15 protein-coding genes are annotated in these 17,246 nt (G+C 41.2%); 4 read left to right on the forward strand and 11 right to left on the reverse strand.

Features of this window, described 5'->3' with window-relative positions:
• The first annotated feature begins 40 nt into the window (after positions 1–40).
• On the forward strand, positions 41–745 hold the full coding sequence (gene ubiE / locus V7K60_RS08675; protein WP_334924649.1) for a bifunctional demethylmenaquinone methyltransferase/2-methoxy-6-polyprenyl-1,4-benzoquinol methylase UbiE: 705 nt from the start codon (positions 41–43) through the stop codon (positions 743–745).
• Positions 746–887: 142 nt separating this feature from the next.
• Positions 888–2,123, forward strand: coding sequence for a DUF445 domain-containing protein (locus V7K60_RS08680; protein ID WP_334924651.1), 1,236 nt, complete (start codon positions 888–890; stop codon positions 2,121–2,123).
• 137 nt (positions 2,124–2,260) lie between these two features.
• Here V7K60_RS08680 and V7K60_RS08685 read toward each other — a convergent pair whose 3' ends face one another.
• The 5 genes from V7K60_RS08685 to V7K60_RS08705 form a co-directional block, all read right to left on the reverse strand.
• Positions 2,261–2,836, reverse strand: a complete 576-nt coding sequence (locus V7K60_RS08685; protein ID WP_334924653.1) for a Uma2 family endonuclease — start codon at positions 2,834–2,836, stop codon at positions 2,261–2,263.
• Positions 2,837–3,097: 261 nt separating this feature from the next.
• Positions 3,098–3,430, reverse strand: coding sequence for a hypothetical protein (locus tag V7K60_RS08690; RefSeq protein WP_334924654.1), 333 nt, complete (start codon positions 3,428–3,430; stop codon positions 3,098–3,100).
• A 17-nt stretch (positions 3,431–3,447) separates the two neighbouring features.
• On the reverse strand, positions 3,448–4,167 hold the full coding sequence (locus tag V7K60_RS08695) for a cold shock domain-containing protein (RefSeq protein ID WP_334924656.1): 720 nt from the start codon (positions 4,165–4,167) through the stop codon (positions 3,448–3,450).
• A gap of 124 nt (positions 4,168–4,291) precedes the next feature.
• Complete coding sequence (locus V7K60_RS08700; RefSeq protein ID WP_334924658.1) at positions 4,292–5,644, reverse strand: cytochrome P450; 1,353 nt, start codon at positions 5,642–5,644, stop codon at positions 4,292–4,294.
• A gap of 70 nt (positions 5,645–5,714) precedes the next feature.
• The gene (locus tag V7K60_RS08705) at positions 5,715–6,668 is read right to left on the reverse strand and encodes a Rieske 2Fe-2S domain-containing protein (protein WP_334924660.1); all 954 of its coding nucleotides are present in this window, start codon (positions 6,666–6,668) and stop codon (positions 5,715–5,717) included.
• 423 nt (positions 6,669–7,091) lie between these two features.
• Here V7K60_RS08705 and V7K60_RS08710 point away from each other — a divergent pair, with 423 nt between their 5' ends.
• Both V7K60_RS08710 and V7K60_RS08715 read left to right on the forward strand, forming a co-directional pair.
• Positions 7,092–7,748, forward strand: coding sequence for a TetR/AcrR family transcriptional regulator (locus tag V7K60_RS08710; protein WP_334924662.1), 657 nt, complete (start codon positions 7,092–7,094; stop codon positions 7,746–7,748).
• Positions 7,749–8,248: 500 nt separating this feature from the next.
• Entirely contained in the window at positions 8,249–8,632 is a 384-nt protein-coding gene (locus V7K60_RS08715; protein WP_334924664.1) for a hypothetical protein, read from the forward strand.
• 285 nt (positions 8,633–8,917) lie between these two features.
• Here the strand turns inward: V7K60_RS08715 and V7K60_RS08720 are convergent, their stop codons facing one another.
• From V7K60_RS08720 to topA, 6 genes are all read right to left on the reverse strand, one after another.
• Positions 8,918–9,136: a toxin-antitoxin system HicB family antitoxin gene (locus V7K60_RS08720; protein WP_334924665.1), complete on the reverse strand. Its 219-nt coding sequence runs from the start codon at positions 9,134–9,136 to the stop codon at positions 8,918–8,920.
• A gap of 83 nt (positions 9,137–9,219) precedes the next feature.
• A complete protein-coding gene (locus V7K60_RS08725) occupies positions 9,220–11,937 on the reverse strand; it encodes an HD family phosphohydrolase (protein ID WP_334924666.1) in 2,718 nt (905 codons plus the stop codon).
• Between the two features lie 229 nt (positions 11,938–12,166).
• Complete coding sequence (locus tag V7K60_RS08730; protein WP_334924668.1) at positions 12,167–13,093, reverse strand: ADP-ribosylglycohydrolase family protein; 927 nt, start codon at positions 13,091–13,093, stop codon at positions 12,167–12,169.
• An 86-nt stretch (positions 13,094–13,179) separates the two neighbouring features.
• Complete coding sequence (aroQ, locus tag V7K60_RS08735) at positions 13,180–13,629, reverse strand: type II 3-dehydroquinate dehydratase (RefSeq protein ID WP_334925506.1); 450 nt, start codon at positions 13,627–13,629, stop codon at positions 13,180–13,182.
• 22 nt (positions 13,630–13,651) lie between these two features.
• Positions 13,652–13,792 (reverse strand): hypothetical protein, encoded by a 141-nt coding sequence (locus V7K60_RS08740; protein ID WP_012410890.1) that lies wholly within the window; start codon positions 13,790–13,792, stop codon positions 13,652–13,654.
• A gap of 431 nt (positions 13,793–14,223) precedes the next feature.
• Complete coding sequence (topA, locus tag V7K60_RS08745; RefSeq protein WP_334924670.1) at positions 14,224–16,875, reverse strand: type I DNA topoisomerase; 2,652 nt, start codon at positions 16,873–16,875, stop codon at positions 14,224–14,226.
• Between the last annotated feature and the right edge of the window lie 371 nt (positions 16,876–17,246).

Below are 17,246 nucleotides of genomic sequence, written 5' to 3' on the forward strand. Positions count from 1 at the left end.
GCAAATGACGAATGACTAATGACCAATGACTTATTGACCAATGACTAACGAAATTCAGTCCATTTTTAACCGCATTGCTCCAGTTTATGACCAGTTAAACGATTGGTTGAGTCTGGGACAGCATCGGATCTGGAAGGAAATGGCAGTAAAATGGAGTGCAGCTAAACCAGGAGATGCTGCATTAGATTTGTGTTGCGGTAGTGGTGATTTAGCTTTACGTTTGGCACGGCGTATCGGAGCTACAGGACAGGTGTATGGAGTGGATTTTTCCCAAAACCTGCTAGAAAAGGCTAAAGAACGCTCACATTGGCAGTACCCTCAACCTGCTATCAGCTGGGTAGAAGCTGATGTACTCAATTTACCCTTTGACGACAACCAATTTGATGCCGCAACAATGGGCTATGGTTTAAGAAATGTTAAAGATATTCCTCGCAGTCTCCAAGAGTTATACCGTGTTTTGAAGCCGGGAGCTAAAGCCGCAATTTTAGACTTTCATCGACCGAGTAATCCTCAGCTACGTGCCTTTCAACAGTGGTATCTGGACGGTTTGGTGGTACCAGTTGCCAATTATTTAGGCTTAAAAGAAGAATATGCTTACATCAGTCCCAGCTTAGATCGCTTTCCCATCGGTAAAGAGCAAATAGAGTTAGCTCATCAAGTTGGTTTTGCAGTTGCCACACACTACCCCATTGCGAACGGTATGATGGGAGTGCTAGTGCTTAGTAAGTTAGGAGTTATTATTTAAAAGTTATGAATTATGAGTAGTGATAAATTCTCATTTAAAATTTATCATTCCTAACTCCTAACTCTTGTACAGACGCGATTAATCGTGTCTCTCTTAACTCCTAACTCTAAGCTCTAACCTCCTAACTTTTTTAATTCTTCCCTTGGACTGGTCTCATCTTTGGCTTTATGTGTCTCCCCCGGTACTGGGTGGAATTATTGGCTATTTCACAAATGATATAGCCATCAAAATGTTGTTCCGTCCTTACCGAGCAATTTATATCGCTGGACGAAGAGTACCCTTTACCCCTGGATTGATCCCCCGTAATCAAGAACGTCTGGCTAAGAATATTTCTAATACAATCATGGGGTCACTATTGACACCACAAGAATTGCAAAATTTGGCGCGGCGTTTGTTGCAAACAGAACGCGTGCAATCAGCAATTCTCTGGTTGTTGCGGTTGGCAATTGAACAAATAAAAACAGATAAAAACGAGAAAAGTGCCAAAATTGTAGCGGGAATTTTACGGGATTTACTAGGAGAATCTTTGCCACGATTGCTTAAGGTTTTAGCGCGGCGTGAAGATTTTTTGGAAGTGCAGATCAATCAAATTTTTGACCAGATATTGCTGGAATTTCAACTGAGTGAAGAACAAGCTACGCGGCTTGCTGATTGGTTGTTGCAAGTGGTTTTACCGCCGGATATTCTCCGCCAAACAATAGTTGATTTTTTGACCGATCGCACGATTCAAATTATCGATGAAGGCTTCCGCGAAAAGACTAGTGGAACTTATTGGGTAGTAGCAAATTTGTTTGGCTTACGTAATACTCTTACACGCCTACGAACTTTTTGTTTGGATGAAAAAGAGGCTGCTAATACCCGCTTGCAGGAATTGACTCAAGATTTGCAGATGCGCGATCGCATTCGGAAATTACTGCAAAATTTATCATTACAAAACTTGCCAATGGGTACGGTTCGCCAACTACGAAAAACCACCCGCGAAAGTGTCCGCCATTACCTGCAAAATAGTGGTAGTGATTTTTTACAAGGATTAACTGATTCTGTTGATTGGCAAAATATTGCTGTAGTGCTGCTGAATCGTCTTAGTACTTCACCAGTTGTCAGTACTTCTTTAGAAGTCATGAGTCAAGAGTTGGCTCTAATTTTAGAGAAGTATTTGGAAAAAGATTTAGAAGCAATTGTGGCACAGGCAATTCCAATTTTGTCAATAGATGAAGTGATAGTTGACCGGGTAAAATCAACTTCATCGGCTGATTTAGAAGCTGCAATTGAGGGAATTGTCAAAAATGAATTGCAGGCGATTGTGACTTTAGGTGGTGTTTTAGGTTTTGTTATCGGGTTATTCCAGACAGCATTTTTAATATTAAGTCAATATTAATTTTTTGTGTTTACCTGTAAAATTTGATCAAATTATAGTTGCAATATCGTCAAACTATGAAATGAGGGGAATTGAGCGATGTCTACGACGGGCTACGCCTACGCCTTTTGAGAAGATATGTGAGTAAAAAGCGATCGCTAACTCAAAATCTGTGCTAAATTCAGCACAAATCCAGGTAATACATCCTCTCCTGATAAGCTAGTAGGCGATTGTAAAACCTCCACATCCTGTCCTGGGCGGTAAATTTCCACCTGTTGGTTTTGCGGATCAATCAGCCATCCTAAACGCACACCGTTGTCAATGTACTCCTGCATTTTTTGTTGCACAGTCTTTAAGCTGTCTGAAGCAGAGCGTAATTCTACCGCAAAATCTGGAGCGATGGGTAGAAATTTGTCGGGGTCTGGATTCAGGGCTTCTAATTGCTCTCGGCTGACCCAAGATGCATCTGGAGAGCGATTTGCACCATTGGGGAGTTTGAAACCCGTTGAAGAGTCAAAAGCCAAACCTGTACCATCAGCGTCAGCCCAATTACCTAAGCGCTGTGTCAGTTTACTATTGCGATTTCCGGTTCCCCATCCAGTTGGTGGCATGATAATCAATTCTCCCTCTGCCGTGCGCTCAAGTCGCAAATCTCGATTATTTTGACACAGTTGGAAGAACTGCTCATCTGTTAGTTCAATGGTAGGGCTGAGGTTCAGAATCAGGGCAGTCATAGTTGCCTCTCAATCTTGCTAAGTAGGACGACGTAAATAATTAAAAGTTTGTAGTGAGGGCTTTAGCCTTACTTTGAGGACTGAAGCCCTCACTACAAACTAATTTGAATATTTTTTACATTAGTTAATATAGTTTGAATTATTCTCACCGACTTACTTAACTGTAGCGTAGCACTTGCTCAACCTAGTATGTTAACCATCTATGGAAATGAGCTTCTAGCTCAGTATAGAAATTGGAGTAAGTGCCATAAAAGAGTAAAATTAAGTTTTATCAATCACTGCAAGGTGTGCAGATAGTTCATCTTCTTCAAAAGCATCTGAATATAATCTTTTATTAAATATCTGAATTAAATCTTGTACTGAAATTTCCTTAATACGAATACCATCAACATCATATAATTCTCTAGTATTTTCTTGGGTAATTATCCATACTTGACGATTTTTACCTTGAATTTGGATCGTTTTTTTCCTGCCTCCACCATCTGTCAGTCTGACATCAATTGTCATCTGAGAATTTTTTAATTTATTTACATAATTTTCAATCTGCTCTTTTTTGTGTTCATCAAAGTTTTTTCTAAGCGTGCAATCATACATTACTGCAAGGCTTCCAATTATAAAGAAACCATCTGCTCTACCAGCTTGATTTTTTTGTCATACTGATACAAGTTATGGATACCGAGAAGTCTAAGAACCATAAATACATAGTCCTCAAACTCTGCTGAGTCTGAAAGCTTCATGCAATTACCTAAGCATGAACTAATTTTTTCTTTGATATCTTTAACATTGAAAGTATCAGTATTAGGAATATCTCTGATATTCAAAGATGCCGTTGGTTTAAGTAAACTTGGAAAAAATAAACGAATTTTCTTAACCGCTTTTATAACCCTTCCATCTTTATAATTTATATTTTGTAATGTAAATTCTACCTGATCTCCTTTAGAGAGATTTTCAAGTGTAATTTCCTCTAAATCTTGCTTAAAAAAGAGCAAATCTTTATCTTGGTTTTTTAGTGGTTTGTCAGGTCTAATAAAACCTCTACCTTCTTGTTGATTCAGCCAGTTAATAACTCCTGTTAATCTGGCATTTTCATTCAAAACACGTACTTCGTCAGCAATTTTTTCTATAGTACCATCTTTTCTATTCCATTCTTTGACACAGAATTCTACTAAGTTGCCTCTTTCTAAATCTTCAATAGTGATGCCAATTAGTTTATCTGCAAAAAAAAGTATATTACCTTCATGACCTGCTATTGGTGTATCAGGAGCAATAAATCCACAAGGTACTTTTCCTTGTTTGATACTGATACCCCTGATTGTTCCTGTAATTTTCATACCTCTTGGCTGACAAGTGTTATAGAGTTTCAAATATAGGATTCCCTAGAAACTGAATGGTATAACACTGCTTGAAAGTTGTAGCAGTTATGCTTAATTTTCGGTTATCGAACTTTATGTCACTTTAAAGACTTAAGTTGCTACCTAAAGGCTCAATATATGCTTCTAGAGTATCTTTAACTTTAGAAGGCTGACGAATTGGAGCGATCGCAGAATAATCCGGTTTTACTGTCCAGTCGTAATGGCGAAGCAGTGTCGAAAGCACAATTTTCATTTCCATCTGGGCAAATTCCATGCCTAAACAACTGTGCGAACCATGACCAAAACCCACTAGTGCTAAGGGATGTTTTTTATCTTCTTCACGAGGTGGTGCAAAGCGATCGGGGTCGAAGCGATCGGGATCGGTGTACAGTTCTGGTAAACGGTGAGTCAACATCGGCGAAATAGTCACAAACCAACCAGCAGGGATGCGATAGCCTGCATACTCAATATCCTTGAGGACGCCACGATTATAGGCATACACTGGCGGATAGAGCCTTTCTGCTTCTTTTAGCACATTGGTTAACTGTGGAAGTTGTTTGAGATGGGACATGCTAAGGGGATTATTTCCCACAACTGCTAACTGTTCTTGGTGCAGTCGCTCTCGCCATTCTGGGTGATTACCTAATTCAAAGATTACCCAAGTTAGCAAGGAGGCTGTTGTTTCATGTCCAGCAAACAGCAGTAGCAATGCCTCGTTGATTACCTGTGCTTCGCTCAATTTATTGCCGTCTTCATCAACAGCCGCTAGCAGCAATCCCAAAACATCTTTTGATTCTTCTAAGTTACCCTGATCGATACGCTCTGCGATCACTTCACGCAAGAAAGCCACTAACTTACCCCTAGCATTTTGACCGCGACCATATAAAGTGAATGGCAGATTCCATTTGAATATCGCCATACTGCTATCTATCAGTTGAGTAAACCACTGACTGGTTTGCTCAACTTCGCTCTTGTTTTGACTTCCCAAAAAGAGGCGAGTAGCAACCATCAGAGTCAGCTGGCGGAAACTAGAATTTAAAGAAATCGTTCCCCGCTCTCCCCAATCTTTGAGGAAGTCATGCACAATATTTTGAATGGTGTCGAAGTATGTAGCGATCGCTTTTCCGTGAAATGCTGGATACATTAAGCGGCGAGTTAACCGATGTTCTTCTCCATCTTGTAATAAAATATTGTTGCCAAATGTTGATTCTAGGAAATACCACCCTATCCGCGACGACATATTTTCTGCTTGTTCCACCAGCACCAGTCGATTAGCATCAGGGCCAATTAAATAAGCACGTTTACGTCCCATGACGCTCGTCTTAAAAACTGAACCATGCTGCTGGAATCGTCGCCATATATACAGTTCTAAATCCCGAAATATTTCTAAAGTCTCCCCCAAGATGGGCAAGCCATAGCTACCAGGCATTTCCTCGGCGGATTTTAGCTGCCGCATATTTGAGTACCTCCAGCAGTAATTAGCTACAGTTTAATTGTAAAGCGCAGTTAGACTTTGCAAATCTAAATTACCAATTGCGGTAGAGTTTTTCTGCATAGAACATAATCTCTTCATTTGGCAATCTAATTTTTGGTTTTTGTCGAAGATACAAACTTTCGACAGTACTTGTATCCTGTTCAATAACTGTAGCTGCTGCTTGTAAAACTGAGTTTTTAAACATAAATTTCATCAAAGGATTGATGACTTTGGCATACATTAAAATAAACGTCTTGGTAATTTTTTCTGTTTCCGGGTAGAGAATATGAATTTGAGCAATATCACCAATAGGCGTTTTAGCAAAAAAAGCTGTAGTTGAAGGAAAAGCGTATTCAAGTGTGTTGGCAAGCTTTCTAGGGAAGATTCCCAAAATAGGATTTTTGAGAATTTCTCCTAACGTGTTGTTGGCTCTTGTCAGTTCTTGTTTGACTGTGGAATAGTATCCTTTTTCTTCAAAATGACTTACATTACAAGATGTAATTCTAAATAGTTCTTTATGAGTACCATTCTGGTGGTTATAGTCATAGTTAACCATCAGGTTACTCAAAAAATTACCTTGAATACTTTTGTCCCCAGCTACTCCGATGAACTCGTATTCATCTCCAATTTTCTGATGCAAATCTGGGATGGGCAATCTTGGCTCAAATCCGGCATAAGTCCAGATACAATCATTGCTAATAATTAGCTCTAATGGTTTGCTAATTGGCTGAGTGTCTTTTTTATCTCCTTGGTTTAGTCTGCCTTGTCCATCAAATTCTAGTGCATGAAAAGGGCAAGTAATAGTATCTCTTTCTTGACAAACCCAGCCTTGTGATAAGGGTGCTTGCATGTGCGGACAGATGTTATCAAGGGCAAACACTGCGCCTTTTTGGTTTTGCCAAATAACATAATCCTGTCCATTTAATGTGATTTTATTGGGTTTATTCACTCCCAATATAGATTTGTGTGCAATTAACCAAGGCGCACCAGGTAAAATCGGTTCCATTTTTCTTCCAAAATTTTGATAATTTTTTGAAAAGTCGCTAGATGTGTTAGCAAAAGGTAACGCAATCTTGAAACTTAAAAGTTGTAAGCTAATCGGCATTTAAATTGCATAAAAGCAGAGCTAGAGCCGCTTACTACGAGCGAATCATTCTGGAAAAATGAATGACGATTAGCTTAGACAAGCTGGTGTCGCCTGTTCTACATCACTCTTTTGAATGTAAATTGGGATAACTAAAGTCTTGTCTGCAATAGACGAACTAATACTACCGGGCAAATGCTTGGCTAACTTCGGCTACTGTATAGACAAATTATACAGTTAACTAAATTTTTAGTTAGTAGATATTAATTTAATAAATTTCATCTTCTATGTCAACTACTAACCAAGTTTTTAGTTAATATATTTTCGTTATGATGATGGAGCAATGTGGGTCGTTCAACGCAGTCAAAATTTTCATCTAAAAAGCCGCGTCAGGTGCGCGATGCAGAAGCAACGAAAAAGCAGATTCTCAATGCAGCGGAAGCAGAGTTTGCCAGAAATGGACTTCAAGGGGCGCGGACAGAGGCGATCGCTAGAGGTGCAGGTGTCACCACAGCGATGATTTACTACTACTTTCAGAGCAAGGAAGGACTGTATCAAGCGGTTCTGCAACGTCCGGTGGTGGAAATGCACGAAGGGTTAGGGCAGCTAAATCTGGATCAGTTCCCACCAGAGGAGGCTTTGAAACTACTAGTCAAAGAAGCGATCGCCTATGAAGCTGCTCACCCGCACAGAGGGATGCTTTGGTTCCAAGAAGCAAACCAAAATCAGGGAAAGTATTTCAAAGAGGCGAATTGGCAAGAAAATTTTAGCTATCTGATCAAGATTTTAGAGCGGGGTATGGCGGAAGGTTGTTTCCGTCAACTCGATCCATTTCTCACTACCCTGCATATTATTGGGGTTTGTAATCTATACTTCAATGCTTACGAAAACATCAAGCATACTAGACCCGATTTGCAACTACTGAGTCCAGAAATGATTGAGCAGCAAACTCAAGCAGCAGTTAATTTTATTGTGGCTGGTGTGCAACGTATTGGGGATTAAAAATTGAATATTAGGGAAAAACAATTTTAAGAAAAGGCGGTTTCGAGGTTCGTATCTACCTTAACGATCATATTCCTGCTTATGTCCATGTTTTAAAGGGGGCAAAAAGGCAAAAATTAACTTCGTAGGTTGGATAATACCCACCTTATTTTTTGATGGAGCAATAACTATCAACTTTTAAGTAAAATCCCTTGTTGCCAGTATTTTATATACAAGGCTACCATTAGTATAGTATTTATCATTTGGCATTTAATATGTTTAGTATAAAATTCATTATAGCCTTTTTAATAGATTTTATATTTTATACTTTTGGTATATATATCATTGGTTATATTTTGGATCGAATAATTAAAAAGTTGTTTAAGATTAACTTTAGCAAGTATTTTAATGAGTCTGATAAACTGAAAATAGTTTTGATTATCAGCCTAATGTTTATAACTATTAAAATATATTATTTTTATAATAAAAGCAAAGTTATAATCGATAACAACGTGGTTACAATGAACGCTCAAGCATCAAATAATAGTCTAAAAGAACTGATGGTAGGTTCTCATAAATTGAGAGTATATAGTGTGATGTATCGAGTTTGGGATGAAAAAATTTGTATTAATAAACTTAATGGAAATATTGTGGATTTATTAGTAAAAGATAAAAAAAATAATGGTTTTATTTGTGTTTCTGATAACTTTGAATATATAGGTAAAGAAGATACAGTAGGCATAAATTTTCAAGTACATGATTCAGCCCAATGTCAAAATATTGTTGCTATGTATTGGTCGAATTATCCTCGTAACCATTACTCTTGGTATCCCAATCCACCAGTAAAAGAACGTAAGCAATTCAAAATAGAAAATAATACTTGTAGTGTTGAATATCCTAATTAACAGCATAATTGCTATTAGATATACAATTATAGCATTTTCCGACCTGGTGAAGTATATTTTCAAAGCTACTAACCTTGGTAAACAAGATTTGGGTGTACCTCAGTTGCTTAGGAAACGCTATATATCTAACCTGTGATCTATGTAAAACTTTGTTTGATCGCACCTCAAAAAAACCTCTTAACAAGATTATCAACAGGTATGCGTAGACGTGGCCCGTTGTAGACATCGCACCTATAATCGCCTCAACTGGGTGCTTGCATCATCCCGCTACAAGCTCTCTTATTTCTATTCTGTCAGATTATCAAGTTTAGCCAGTATTCTTAAGCCTTCTTCTGGGTTGCCAGTTGCAGCCATTGTTTTAAATCTGGTATTGGCATCAAATTCTGCTAGAGCTATGGTAGAAAGTTCTTCAATCAGCTTATTTACACTTATGCCTTTGGCTTGAGCAAGTTCTTTTAATGTGTTGTGCTTGTCGTCTGGTAAATGAATAGTTAAAGTAGCCATTTGTGTTTAACTCCTAATAATTTATTCAGGTTTTAAAATTGATAAGTTAGGAAATAACAATTCAGCATTTTGAAAATCTTTAATTACGAATTCCGCCCAGTGCTACTAGCCTTCAACTTAGGATAAGCAATGCGTTTGTGATGAAATTGCTGCCAAACATCCACAAATATCTGGGCAATTTGTGACATTTCTTCTCTTGTTAGTCCTGAATCTACGAGTTGATTTTCTTGCCATTTGGCACGCAGAATATTGTTAAGCATTGCTAAAGCTTGTTCGCTAGAAACATCTTTGAGCGATCGCTTCTCTCCCACAGATTTAGCCGGGACTTGCAGCGATCGCAGCGCTGCTTCGCAAGAATCTGCTAACATGACAATTCCGGTTTCCCGTGATTGGGGAATTGGGCCGTCGTAGCGAAAATCCACGTCGTCTACAGTTAAACTTGGATCTGACTGAGCCATTTGCTGGGCTTGGTGATGAAAATAAGCAATCAGCATCGTTCCCTGATGTTCTGGAATAAAAGCTTGAATTGCCGTAGGTAAAAGGTGTTTACGCGCCATTACCAACCCTTCAGTTACGTGCTTTTTAATAATTTCTGCACTTTTCCAAGGGTCTTTAATCTCTGTATCGTGTTTATTCGGCCCCCCCATTTGATTTTCAATAAAGCCAAGAGGGTCGTGCATTTTGCCAATATCGTGATATAGTGTTCCAGCCCTGACTAGTTCAACATTGCATCCTAATTCTTTGGCAGCAGCTTCAGCAAGGGTAGCCACAAGTAAGGTATGTTGAAAAGTTCCCGGAGTTTCAGTAGCGAGTCGTTTTAATAAAGGGCGATTAGGGTTCGCCAATTCTGCTAGGCGGATTGGGGTAACTAAATCAAAAACTTTTTCTAGATAAGGACTCAAGCCCAAGGCGATAACACTCCAGCCTAAGCCGGATAAAGCAAATAATCCCGCTTCTTGGAAGACAATATACCAGGTTGAACCAAATACTTGACCAATTAAGATTTTAACAATCAGGTAAATGCCACCCTGAGTTAAGGCGATCGCAACGCCTAATAATGCCAACTCTTCACGCGATCGCAATCGTTGGGCAATATAACTACCTAATATTCCTCCCCCAACACCAGCCAAAAGCGCAGCCTTGCTCATATCCAAGCTAATGCCTAATATCGGCCACAGCAGGCCGACAACTGTCAACCCCAAAGTCGGGCCGTAAAAGCTTCCCAACAATAAACCAAGGGCGCTCCAGGTGGTATAAGGCAATCCGATTACGATTACTCCTGGCACACTCAGAGTTAGCAATAACACCAATAGGCGATCGCGTTGTCGCAATTCGTAATCAATATGGCGTTCTACCCAGACAAAAATGCCAATAGCGATCGCAATAACGCCTCCTAACTTCACCAACTCCTGCCACTTTACCTCCCGGCGAATCAGGTGATAATGCTCCAGCACCTCAAAGTTCCATGCAGTAATCTGCGCCCCTTTTTTGACAATCACCTCACCATGCCGTACCTTCACCATCACACGTGGCACATCAGCCGCAGCCTTTTGAGCGTTTTGTCTGGTTTGCTCTTCATCTTTTTGCAGATTCGGCTTGAGTACAGCTAACAACAGATTCTTTGCCAATGTTTCAGCGGATTCTGGTACAAAGGTCTGTAATTGTAAACTCACCGCATCTTGCAAGATATTTTTTGGCAGTCCCTGTGGAATGCCTTGGGTGAGAATCCTCTCTATACTTTGATGGATTCCTATTTGTGTTTTTTCCCATTCCACATCTGATAAATCCAAAAGTAGAGATTCTTCATATACTGCTTCGGCGCTAAGAGTCTCTAACTTTAAAAGTTTGGCAGTGGCTTGGGTGTATCTTTGACGTGTTTGGGAAATTTTGGCAATTAGTAAGGACAAGCTTTTCTCAGAAGTTGTGAGGCGGTAAGATTCTAGTTCTGCTTCTGCTTGAGTAAAATCAGTGTTTTGAGAAAAATCTACTGCCTGTGTCTTTTCTAGACTCTGGGTATCAGATTTAGATGTGATGTGCGGCTGGCGTTTCTGATTGGGTGCAGCTATGGATGATGGACGGGATGAAGCGGTGGTTTGTCCGATTCCCTTCTGCTGTTGATTTTTACTATTTTCTACAGCCGATAGCAGTGCTTGCCATTGCAACTCAGAACAAGAACGGAGATAACGTTGGGTAGAGATGGATAAAACTACAGGATCAAAAAAAGGAAAAGCTCCAGCAACAGCGCGAATTTCGGTGCCATCAGCTAGAAGTTGTTGCAAATTTTCGTTGATTTTTTCGTTGATTCGCGCATCAAGCATCAATATCTGTAAGGAGCTTGTACTGACGGCTTTGCGCTCGGCTTCGGTTTTTTTCTGATCTTCGATGCTAGCTGTATAAGGCGCTGTAATCGTTTGGGGCGCGGGATGTCCCACTTGGAGTTGAGTCTGATTGTATAATTTATGCCCAATCACGCCTGTGAGGGACACTACAGCGATCGCCAAAATCACGGAGTAACGCTGTTTATATGCCCAATCTAAAGCGACTGCATAAATGCTACTCTTAATTTTGACAGATTTTGCCTTTGACCTTAGCGCTCTTTCTTGTTTTCGGCGTTCGCTTTTCTCATTAGTTTTTGATAAAAACAGGAATACATTCTTGAGCATAGTCCTTATAAGTTCCCTTCTATGGGTTTTACTTTTGGGACTTCTCATTAACTTTCCCTTACGGCGCAGTGTTTTGTACTGTCGCCTCCAGTGAGTCAATTGCTGGTTCAAGAACTGCAAAAATTTATGCATTTTCATTATCTCTACCTGCAATTGCCGACTTTGATAGCTCAAAAAAAGACAATCATCAGGAAAGTTTGATCTGCGGCGGCTGCAACTCGGTGGTGGAACTTTTTTATTGCTGATTTGCCACAATAGCTAGCTACAGAATCAGTCCAAGGGTTTACTGAAAAATTCTAGTATCTGAGACTAATACACTGTGGCAGAAGTTTGCCTACCTTTAACTCTTTATCTGGTTAATTTAAGATTAACGCGACCGAATAACGCGAGGAGCTGCGTAAACTGAAAGCAAAGCCACCTCACATCCCTCCTCTGTTAACTCTTTTGGGTTTAAGGTAAGATTATACACTCCTGACCACACCCCCACAAATGCATCGGTCAATTCTAACATTTGAGAAAAGCTAGTTAGTCCCCATGCTGGAGAATTCCTCTGTAAGAGCAAAACTTGCCAATTTACGGGAATTCCGCCTGTCCCGTTATATGCTCCCGACAAAGCACCACTAATTGCACCTGTAGCCTGTGAGCTTAGAAGCGTAGCATCTTGCACTTTCGCCTGCAAAACTGTCAGACGAAAATCTTCTAAGGTACTCAAGAAGCAGTAAAATGCCATAGCAATAGTGTTACTGAGTTTTTCTTCCTTAGCAAACTCTGCTTGCATCGTTGATAATCCAGCCCCTTGCTCTAATAAATTCTGGACTCTTAATAATTTTTTTGGTATTGATGTCGGTGTTTCTCCGATAAAAGAAATTGTTTGTGGGATAAGAGTTAGAGGTTCAAGTTTTTCAGTTAGGGCAAGAGTGATCGCATATCCTACTGCTAGTGTTCCATCCCTGATTACTGGATCATCCTCCCAGATTTTCAGCACACGCAGCAAGTTTTGTCGGAGCTTAATCGGATTTTCGTGAAAAAAGAGTGCTACTGGTAATGTGGCAATAATTATTTTTATCGAGATGTCATCAGTTGCTACTAAATGAGGAGATTCTTCTTGTTGACGCTCTATCCAATCATCTAAATCTAATCTACCCAACGCAATCAAACTTTGGATACCCAGAACTGCCATTCTGCCTAAATCTAGGTAACTTTCAAACTCTACTTTACCACCAGAAGCTAAACTTCCCCCCAAGAATGCTCCGAGTAAAGTTCCTTTAAACCGACTTATAGGAGAGTAACGCATAAATTATGTAGTTAAAAGTCAGGAATGAAGAGTTAATGAAATATTACTAATTCCCAACTTTACTACCAACTACCAATTCTTAACTTCTAACTCTTAACTCTTAAATGCTCTATCAAAGCTTGTAAGCCCAATAAGTAACTTTGAACGCCAAAACCACTTATTTGCCCGATCGCAACTGGGGCAATGTACGAATGATGGCGAAATTCTTCCCGGCGGTAAATATTACTCAGGTGTACTTCCACTGTGGGCAAATTAACAGCAGCGATCGCATCTCGCAAGGCCACACTTGTGTGGGTGTAAGCTCCTGCATTAATCAGAATTCCCTGATGTTGCCCTAACGCACCATGAATAGTATCTACCAAAATTCCTTCATGATTTGACTGCAAAGGAAAAACTTTCGCCTGTAATTTGAATGCTTCTTCTTCTAACAGGCGGTTAATTTCAGCTAGTGTCAACGAACCATAAATTCCTGGTTCTCGCTGTCCTAACAAATTTAAGTTTGGCCCATGCAGTGCCAGAATACTTAAGGATTGCAACGTCGAGTTTACCACTGTGGGGTTAGTGGCGACGGCGCGAGCGATCGTTCACAGGAATCGGAATCAGTTCCGGTTCCGGTTCAGCCTCTGGCCCTAATAGGCTTTCGATTAGCCTACGAGCTAATTCCTTAAGCTTTTCCAGCACCTTTTCTATATAGTCCATGAACTGACCGCTCCTGAGATACTACCTCAATTTTTGATAAACAGGTACGCAGAAAATGACATACTTTCGCACCTCTGGCTTCCAATCGGGCTGATACACAATCCCGCATTTGGGACATAAGCCACTTCTAAAATTTAGTGTTGTGTTTTCCCTTACTTTTTAGAGTATCACACTTGAACCTACTGAACTGTATCCTATCAAGGATGGATATCAAGGGTCAAGAGTTAAAAATCGGACTTTAGATAGACTATTGAGTAGGAATTTTAGATTTTAGATTTTGGATTAAGAGAATTTTGAGATTCATGCATCGTCCATTATTATGGGCGAAATAAATCTAAAAGACGCTCCTTCTCCCAAGGGGAGACGCTTACGCGAACGTCGCTAACGCTACGCTATCGTAAATCTAAAATCCAAAATTGTTTGACTTGCCACTAACCTTCTGTGCCCTTTTTCTTTGCAGCAGTCGTTGATGATTTAGCAGTTGACTTAGATTTGGAAGTCGTTGATTTACTCGTTTTGCGAGTCGATTTCCCGGTCGATGTCTTAGCTGCCAACAAGTTCAGCGCCGCCGCCAGGGTTACATTTTCTACCGTTTGACCTTCTGGGATACTTACATTAGTTTTGCCATACTTGATATAAGGGCCATAAGGGCCATCGTAGATGTTAATTGTTTCCCCGTCCTCTGGATGCGTACCCAATTCGCGTAAGGCTGCTTTGGACTTGCTGTTGGTGGAACTGCGTCCCTTTTTCGGTTCGGATAACAATTCTAAGGCACGTTCTAAGCTAATTGTCAACACATTGTCAGCAGATTTCAGAGAGCGGTAGTCTTTCCCCTCCTTACCTTGATCATGAACGACATAAGGGCCAAAGCGTCCCAAACTTGCTTGGATTTTGCCGCCAGTAGCTGGATGAACCCCTAACGTCCGGGGTAGTGCCAACAGACCAACAGCCATTTCCAGGGTAACGGTTTCTGGGGTGACACCTTTGAGTAGGGAGGCTTGTTTCGGTTTGGGGTTTTCGTCAGTTTTGTCACCCAATTGGACATAAGGCCCGTAAGCACCAATTTTTACATAAATTGGTTCGCCAGTTTCGGGATGGCGACCTACTTGATCAGGTCCTGTGATTTTTTGCCGCAGCAATACTTCTACCTGTTTGGGGTCGAGGTCAGCTGGTGTCAGGTCTTTGGGAATTGAAGCGGTGATAACTCCTTCCCCATTTTCGACTTCAATATAAGGGCCATATTTACCAATGCGGACTTTGGCATCTAAATTTTCCAGTTCTACAGTCCTAGCTTTGGTAGCATCAATTTGACTTTCCTGCTCTTTTACCAGCGTTTCCAGTCCTTTGTCTCCCAGATAGAATTTCTGCAAGTAGGGCAGCCATTTCGCTTCACCTGTGGCAATATCATCGAGGGTTTGCTCCATCTTCGAGGTAAAACTAGGATCAACAATGTCTGGGAAATGTTTTTCCAGCAAGTCGGTGACGGCGAAAGCGGTGAAGGTGGGAATGAGAGCGTTAGTCACCAAATGGGCATAACCCTTATCGATGATTGTGCCAATGATGCTGGCGTATGTACTGGGACGACCAATACCTTCGCTTTCTAAGGTTTTTACTAAAGTTGCTTCGGTGTATCTAGCTGGCGGTTGAGTTTCGTGCCCAACGGCTTCTAAATCTGTACAATTCGGATGATCTCCCACTTTCAGATTCGGCAAAATTACTTCCTGGTCTTCCAGTGCTGCTTCCGGGTCGTCTGAACCTTCAACATAGGCACGTAAGTATCCTGGAAAGTCAATCCGTTTGCCAGAAGAACGAAATCCAGCGTCTTCGACTTGCAATTGCACCATAATTTGAGTTTGGCGGGAATCAGCCATTTGACAGGCGACAGTCCGCTTCCAAATCAAATCGTAAAGGGCAAGTTCTCGACCGCCCAAACCAGTTTCTTGGGGGGTGCGGAAGCTGCTACCGGCTGGACGAATTGCTTCGTGCGCCTCTTGTGCGCCTTTGGATTTGGTGGTGTATTGCCGGGGTTGAGGACTGAGGTATTGTTGACCATAAAGCTTTTCTACACAACTTCGAGCAGCTGCGATCGCTTGATCTGACAAATGCACCGAATCTGTCCGCATATAGGTAATATACCCTTGCTCGTACAAATTCTGGGCAACCCGCATTGTGTCACGAGCCGAGAGGCGTAGTTTCCGGTTAGATTCTTGTTGCAACGTCGAGGTGGTGAACGGTGGCGACGGTTTACGAGTTACTGGGCGTTCCTCAATGTCGTTAACATTCCAGGTTTTACCAGTTAGGCGTTCCTTGAGCGCTACCGCTTGTTCTTCGTTGAGCAACAAGACATTGCGACCTGCGGTAATTTCTCCGGTCGCAGCGTCAAAATCATTACCATTAGCGATTCTGGTTCCTCCCAGTGTTACCAACTGGGCACCAAAGGGGGTTTTTTCCTTTGACAAACTAGCTTTCAAATCCCAGTACGTACCCTCATGGAAAGCGCGACGTTGACGTTCCCTAGTGACTAAAAGCCGCACAGCTACAGATTGTACCCGCCCAGCAGATAATCCCCAGGCGATTTTTTTCCATAGCAGGGGAGAAAGAGTATAGCCGACAAGCCGATCTAAAATCCGCCGGGTTTCTTGAGCACGAACCAACTGCTCATCAATATTGCGGCAGTCTTTCAGAGCTTTTTTGATTGCCTCTTGGGTAATTTCGTGAAACACCATCCGCTTAGTCGGAACTTTCGGCTTTAGCAATTGGTATAAATGCCAACTAATGCTTTCGCCTTCCCGGTCTTCGTCCGTTGCCAGAATCAGTTCATCTACATCCTTGAGGGCATCTTTGAGCTGGGTAACAATTTTCTTTTTGTCTTTTGGGACAACATATACCGGTTCAAAGTCGGCGTCCACATTTACCCCTAGCTGCGCCCATGTTTCCCCCTTGACGGCAGCGGGAATTTCACTAGCCGACTGGGGTAGGTCACGCACATGACCCATAGATGCCTCCACCCGATAGCCTGCTGGCAGGTAGTTGCGAATGGTACGAGCTTTGGTTGGAGATTCGACGATGACGAGGGTTGACATGGAAATTTCAATAAAAAGAAGAGCTACTAAGCTAAACAGTCAAATTGAGGTAACTTTTGCAAATTGTCAAGATAAATGGTCACGCTTAGGGCGGTGATTTAATCCTCACATAAACTGCCTGCTTGGGAGAAAATCCGCTGAACTTAATGCCCAGTCTGTCCCAGAGGATAAATGAGGGTACGCTGGGTCTGAATTTCCAGCTATTTCAATCTTTAACTTATCTAACGCATAATTGGCGACTACAGTTTTCAAAATATTCTTTAATTGGGGAATTGGGCATGGGGCATGGGGAATGGAGAGTGGGGACTGGGAGATGAGAAAGCAGGGGGAGCAAGGGAAGAATAATTATTGAATTGACCTATACCTAATTC

Source organism: Nostoc sp., from assembly GCF_036917555.1.
Classification (GTDB): Bacteria; Cyanobacteriota; Cyanobacteriia; order Cyanobacteriales; family Nostocaceae; genus Nostoc.

What these genes read in the sequence shown, in the direction of transcription:
- V7K60_RS08685 (WP_334924653.1), bottom strand. Translation starts at nt 2,836, where the DNA reads ATGACTGCCCTGATTCTGAACCTCAGCCCTACCATTGAACTAACAGAT.
- ubiE (WP_334924649.1), top strand. Translation starts at nt 41, where the DNA reads ATGACTAACGAAATTCAGTCCATTTTTAACCGCATTGCTCCAGTTTAT.
- topA (WP_334924670.1), bottom strand. Translation starts at nt 16,875, where the DNA reads ATGTCAACCCTCGTCATCGTCGAATCTCCAACCAAAGCTCGTACCATT.
- V7K60_RS08740 (WP_012410890.1), bottom strand. Translation starts at nt 13,792, where the DNA reads ATGGACTATATAGAAAAGGTGCTGGAAAAGCTTAAGGAATTAGCTCGT.
- V7K60_RS08705 (WP_334924660.1), bottom strand. Translation starts at nt 6,668, where the DNA reads ATGGAACCGATTTTACCTGGTGCGCCTTGGTTAATTGCACACAAATCT.
- V7K60_RS08725 (WP_334924666.1), bottom strand. Translation starts at nt 11,937, where the DNA reads ATGAAAATGCATAAATTTTTGCAGTTCTTGAACCAGCAATTGACTCAC.
- V7K60_RS08730 (WP_334924668.1), bottom strand. Translation starts at nt 13,093, where the DNA reads ATGCGTTACTCTCCTATAAGTCGGTTTAAAGGAACTTTACTCGGAGCA.
- V7K60_RS08715 (WP_334924664.1), top strand. Translation starts at nt 8,249, where the DNA reads ATGAACGCTCAAGCATCAAATAATAGTCTAAAAGAACTGATGGTAGGT.
- V7K60_RS08690 (WP_334924654.1), bottom strand. Translation starts at nt 3,430, where the DNA reads ATGTATGATTGCACGCTTAGAAAAAACTTTGATGAACACAAAAAAGAG.
- V7K60_RS08720 (WP_334924665.1), bottom strand. Translation starts at nt 9,136, where the DNA reads ATGGCTACTTTAACTATTCATTTACCAGACGACAAGCACAACACATTA.
- V7K60_RS08700 (WP_334924658.1), bottom strand. Translation starts at nt 5,644, where the DNA reads ATGCGGCAGCTAAAATCCGCCGAGGAAATGCCTGGTAGCTATGGCTTG.
- V7K60_RS08695 (WP_334924656.1), bottom strand. Translation starts at nt 4,167, where the DNA reads ATGAAAATTACAGGAACAATCAGGGGTATCAGTATCAAACAAGGAAAA.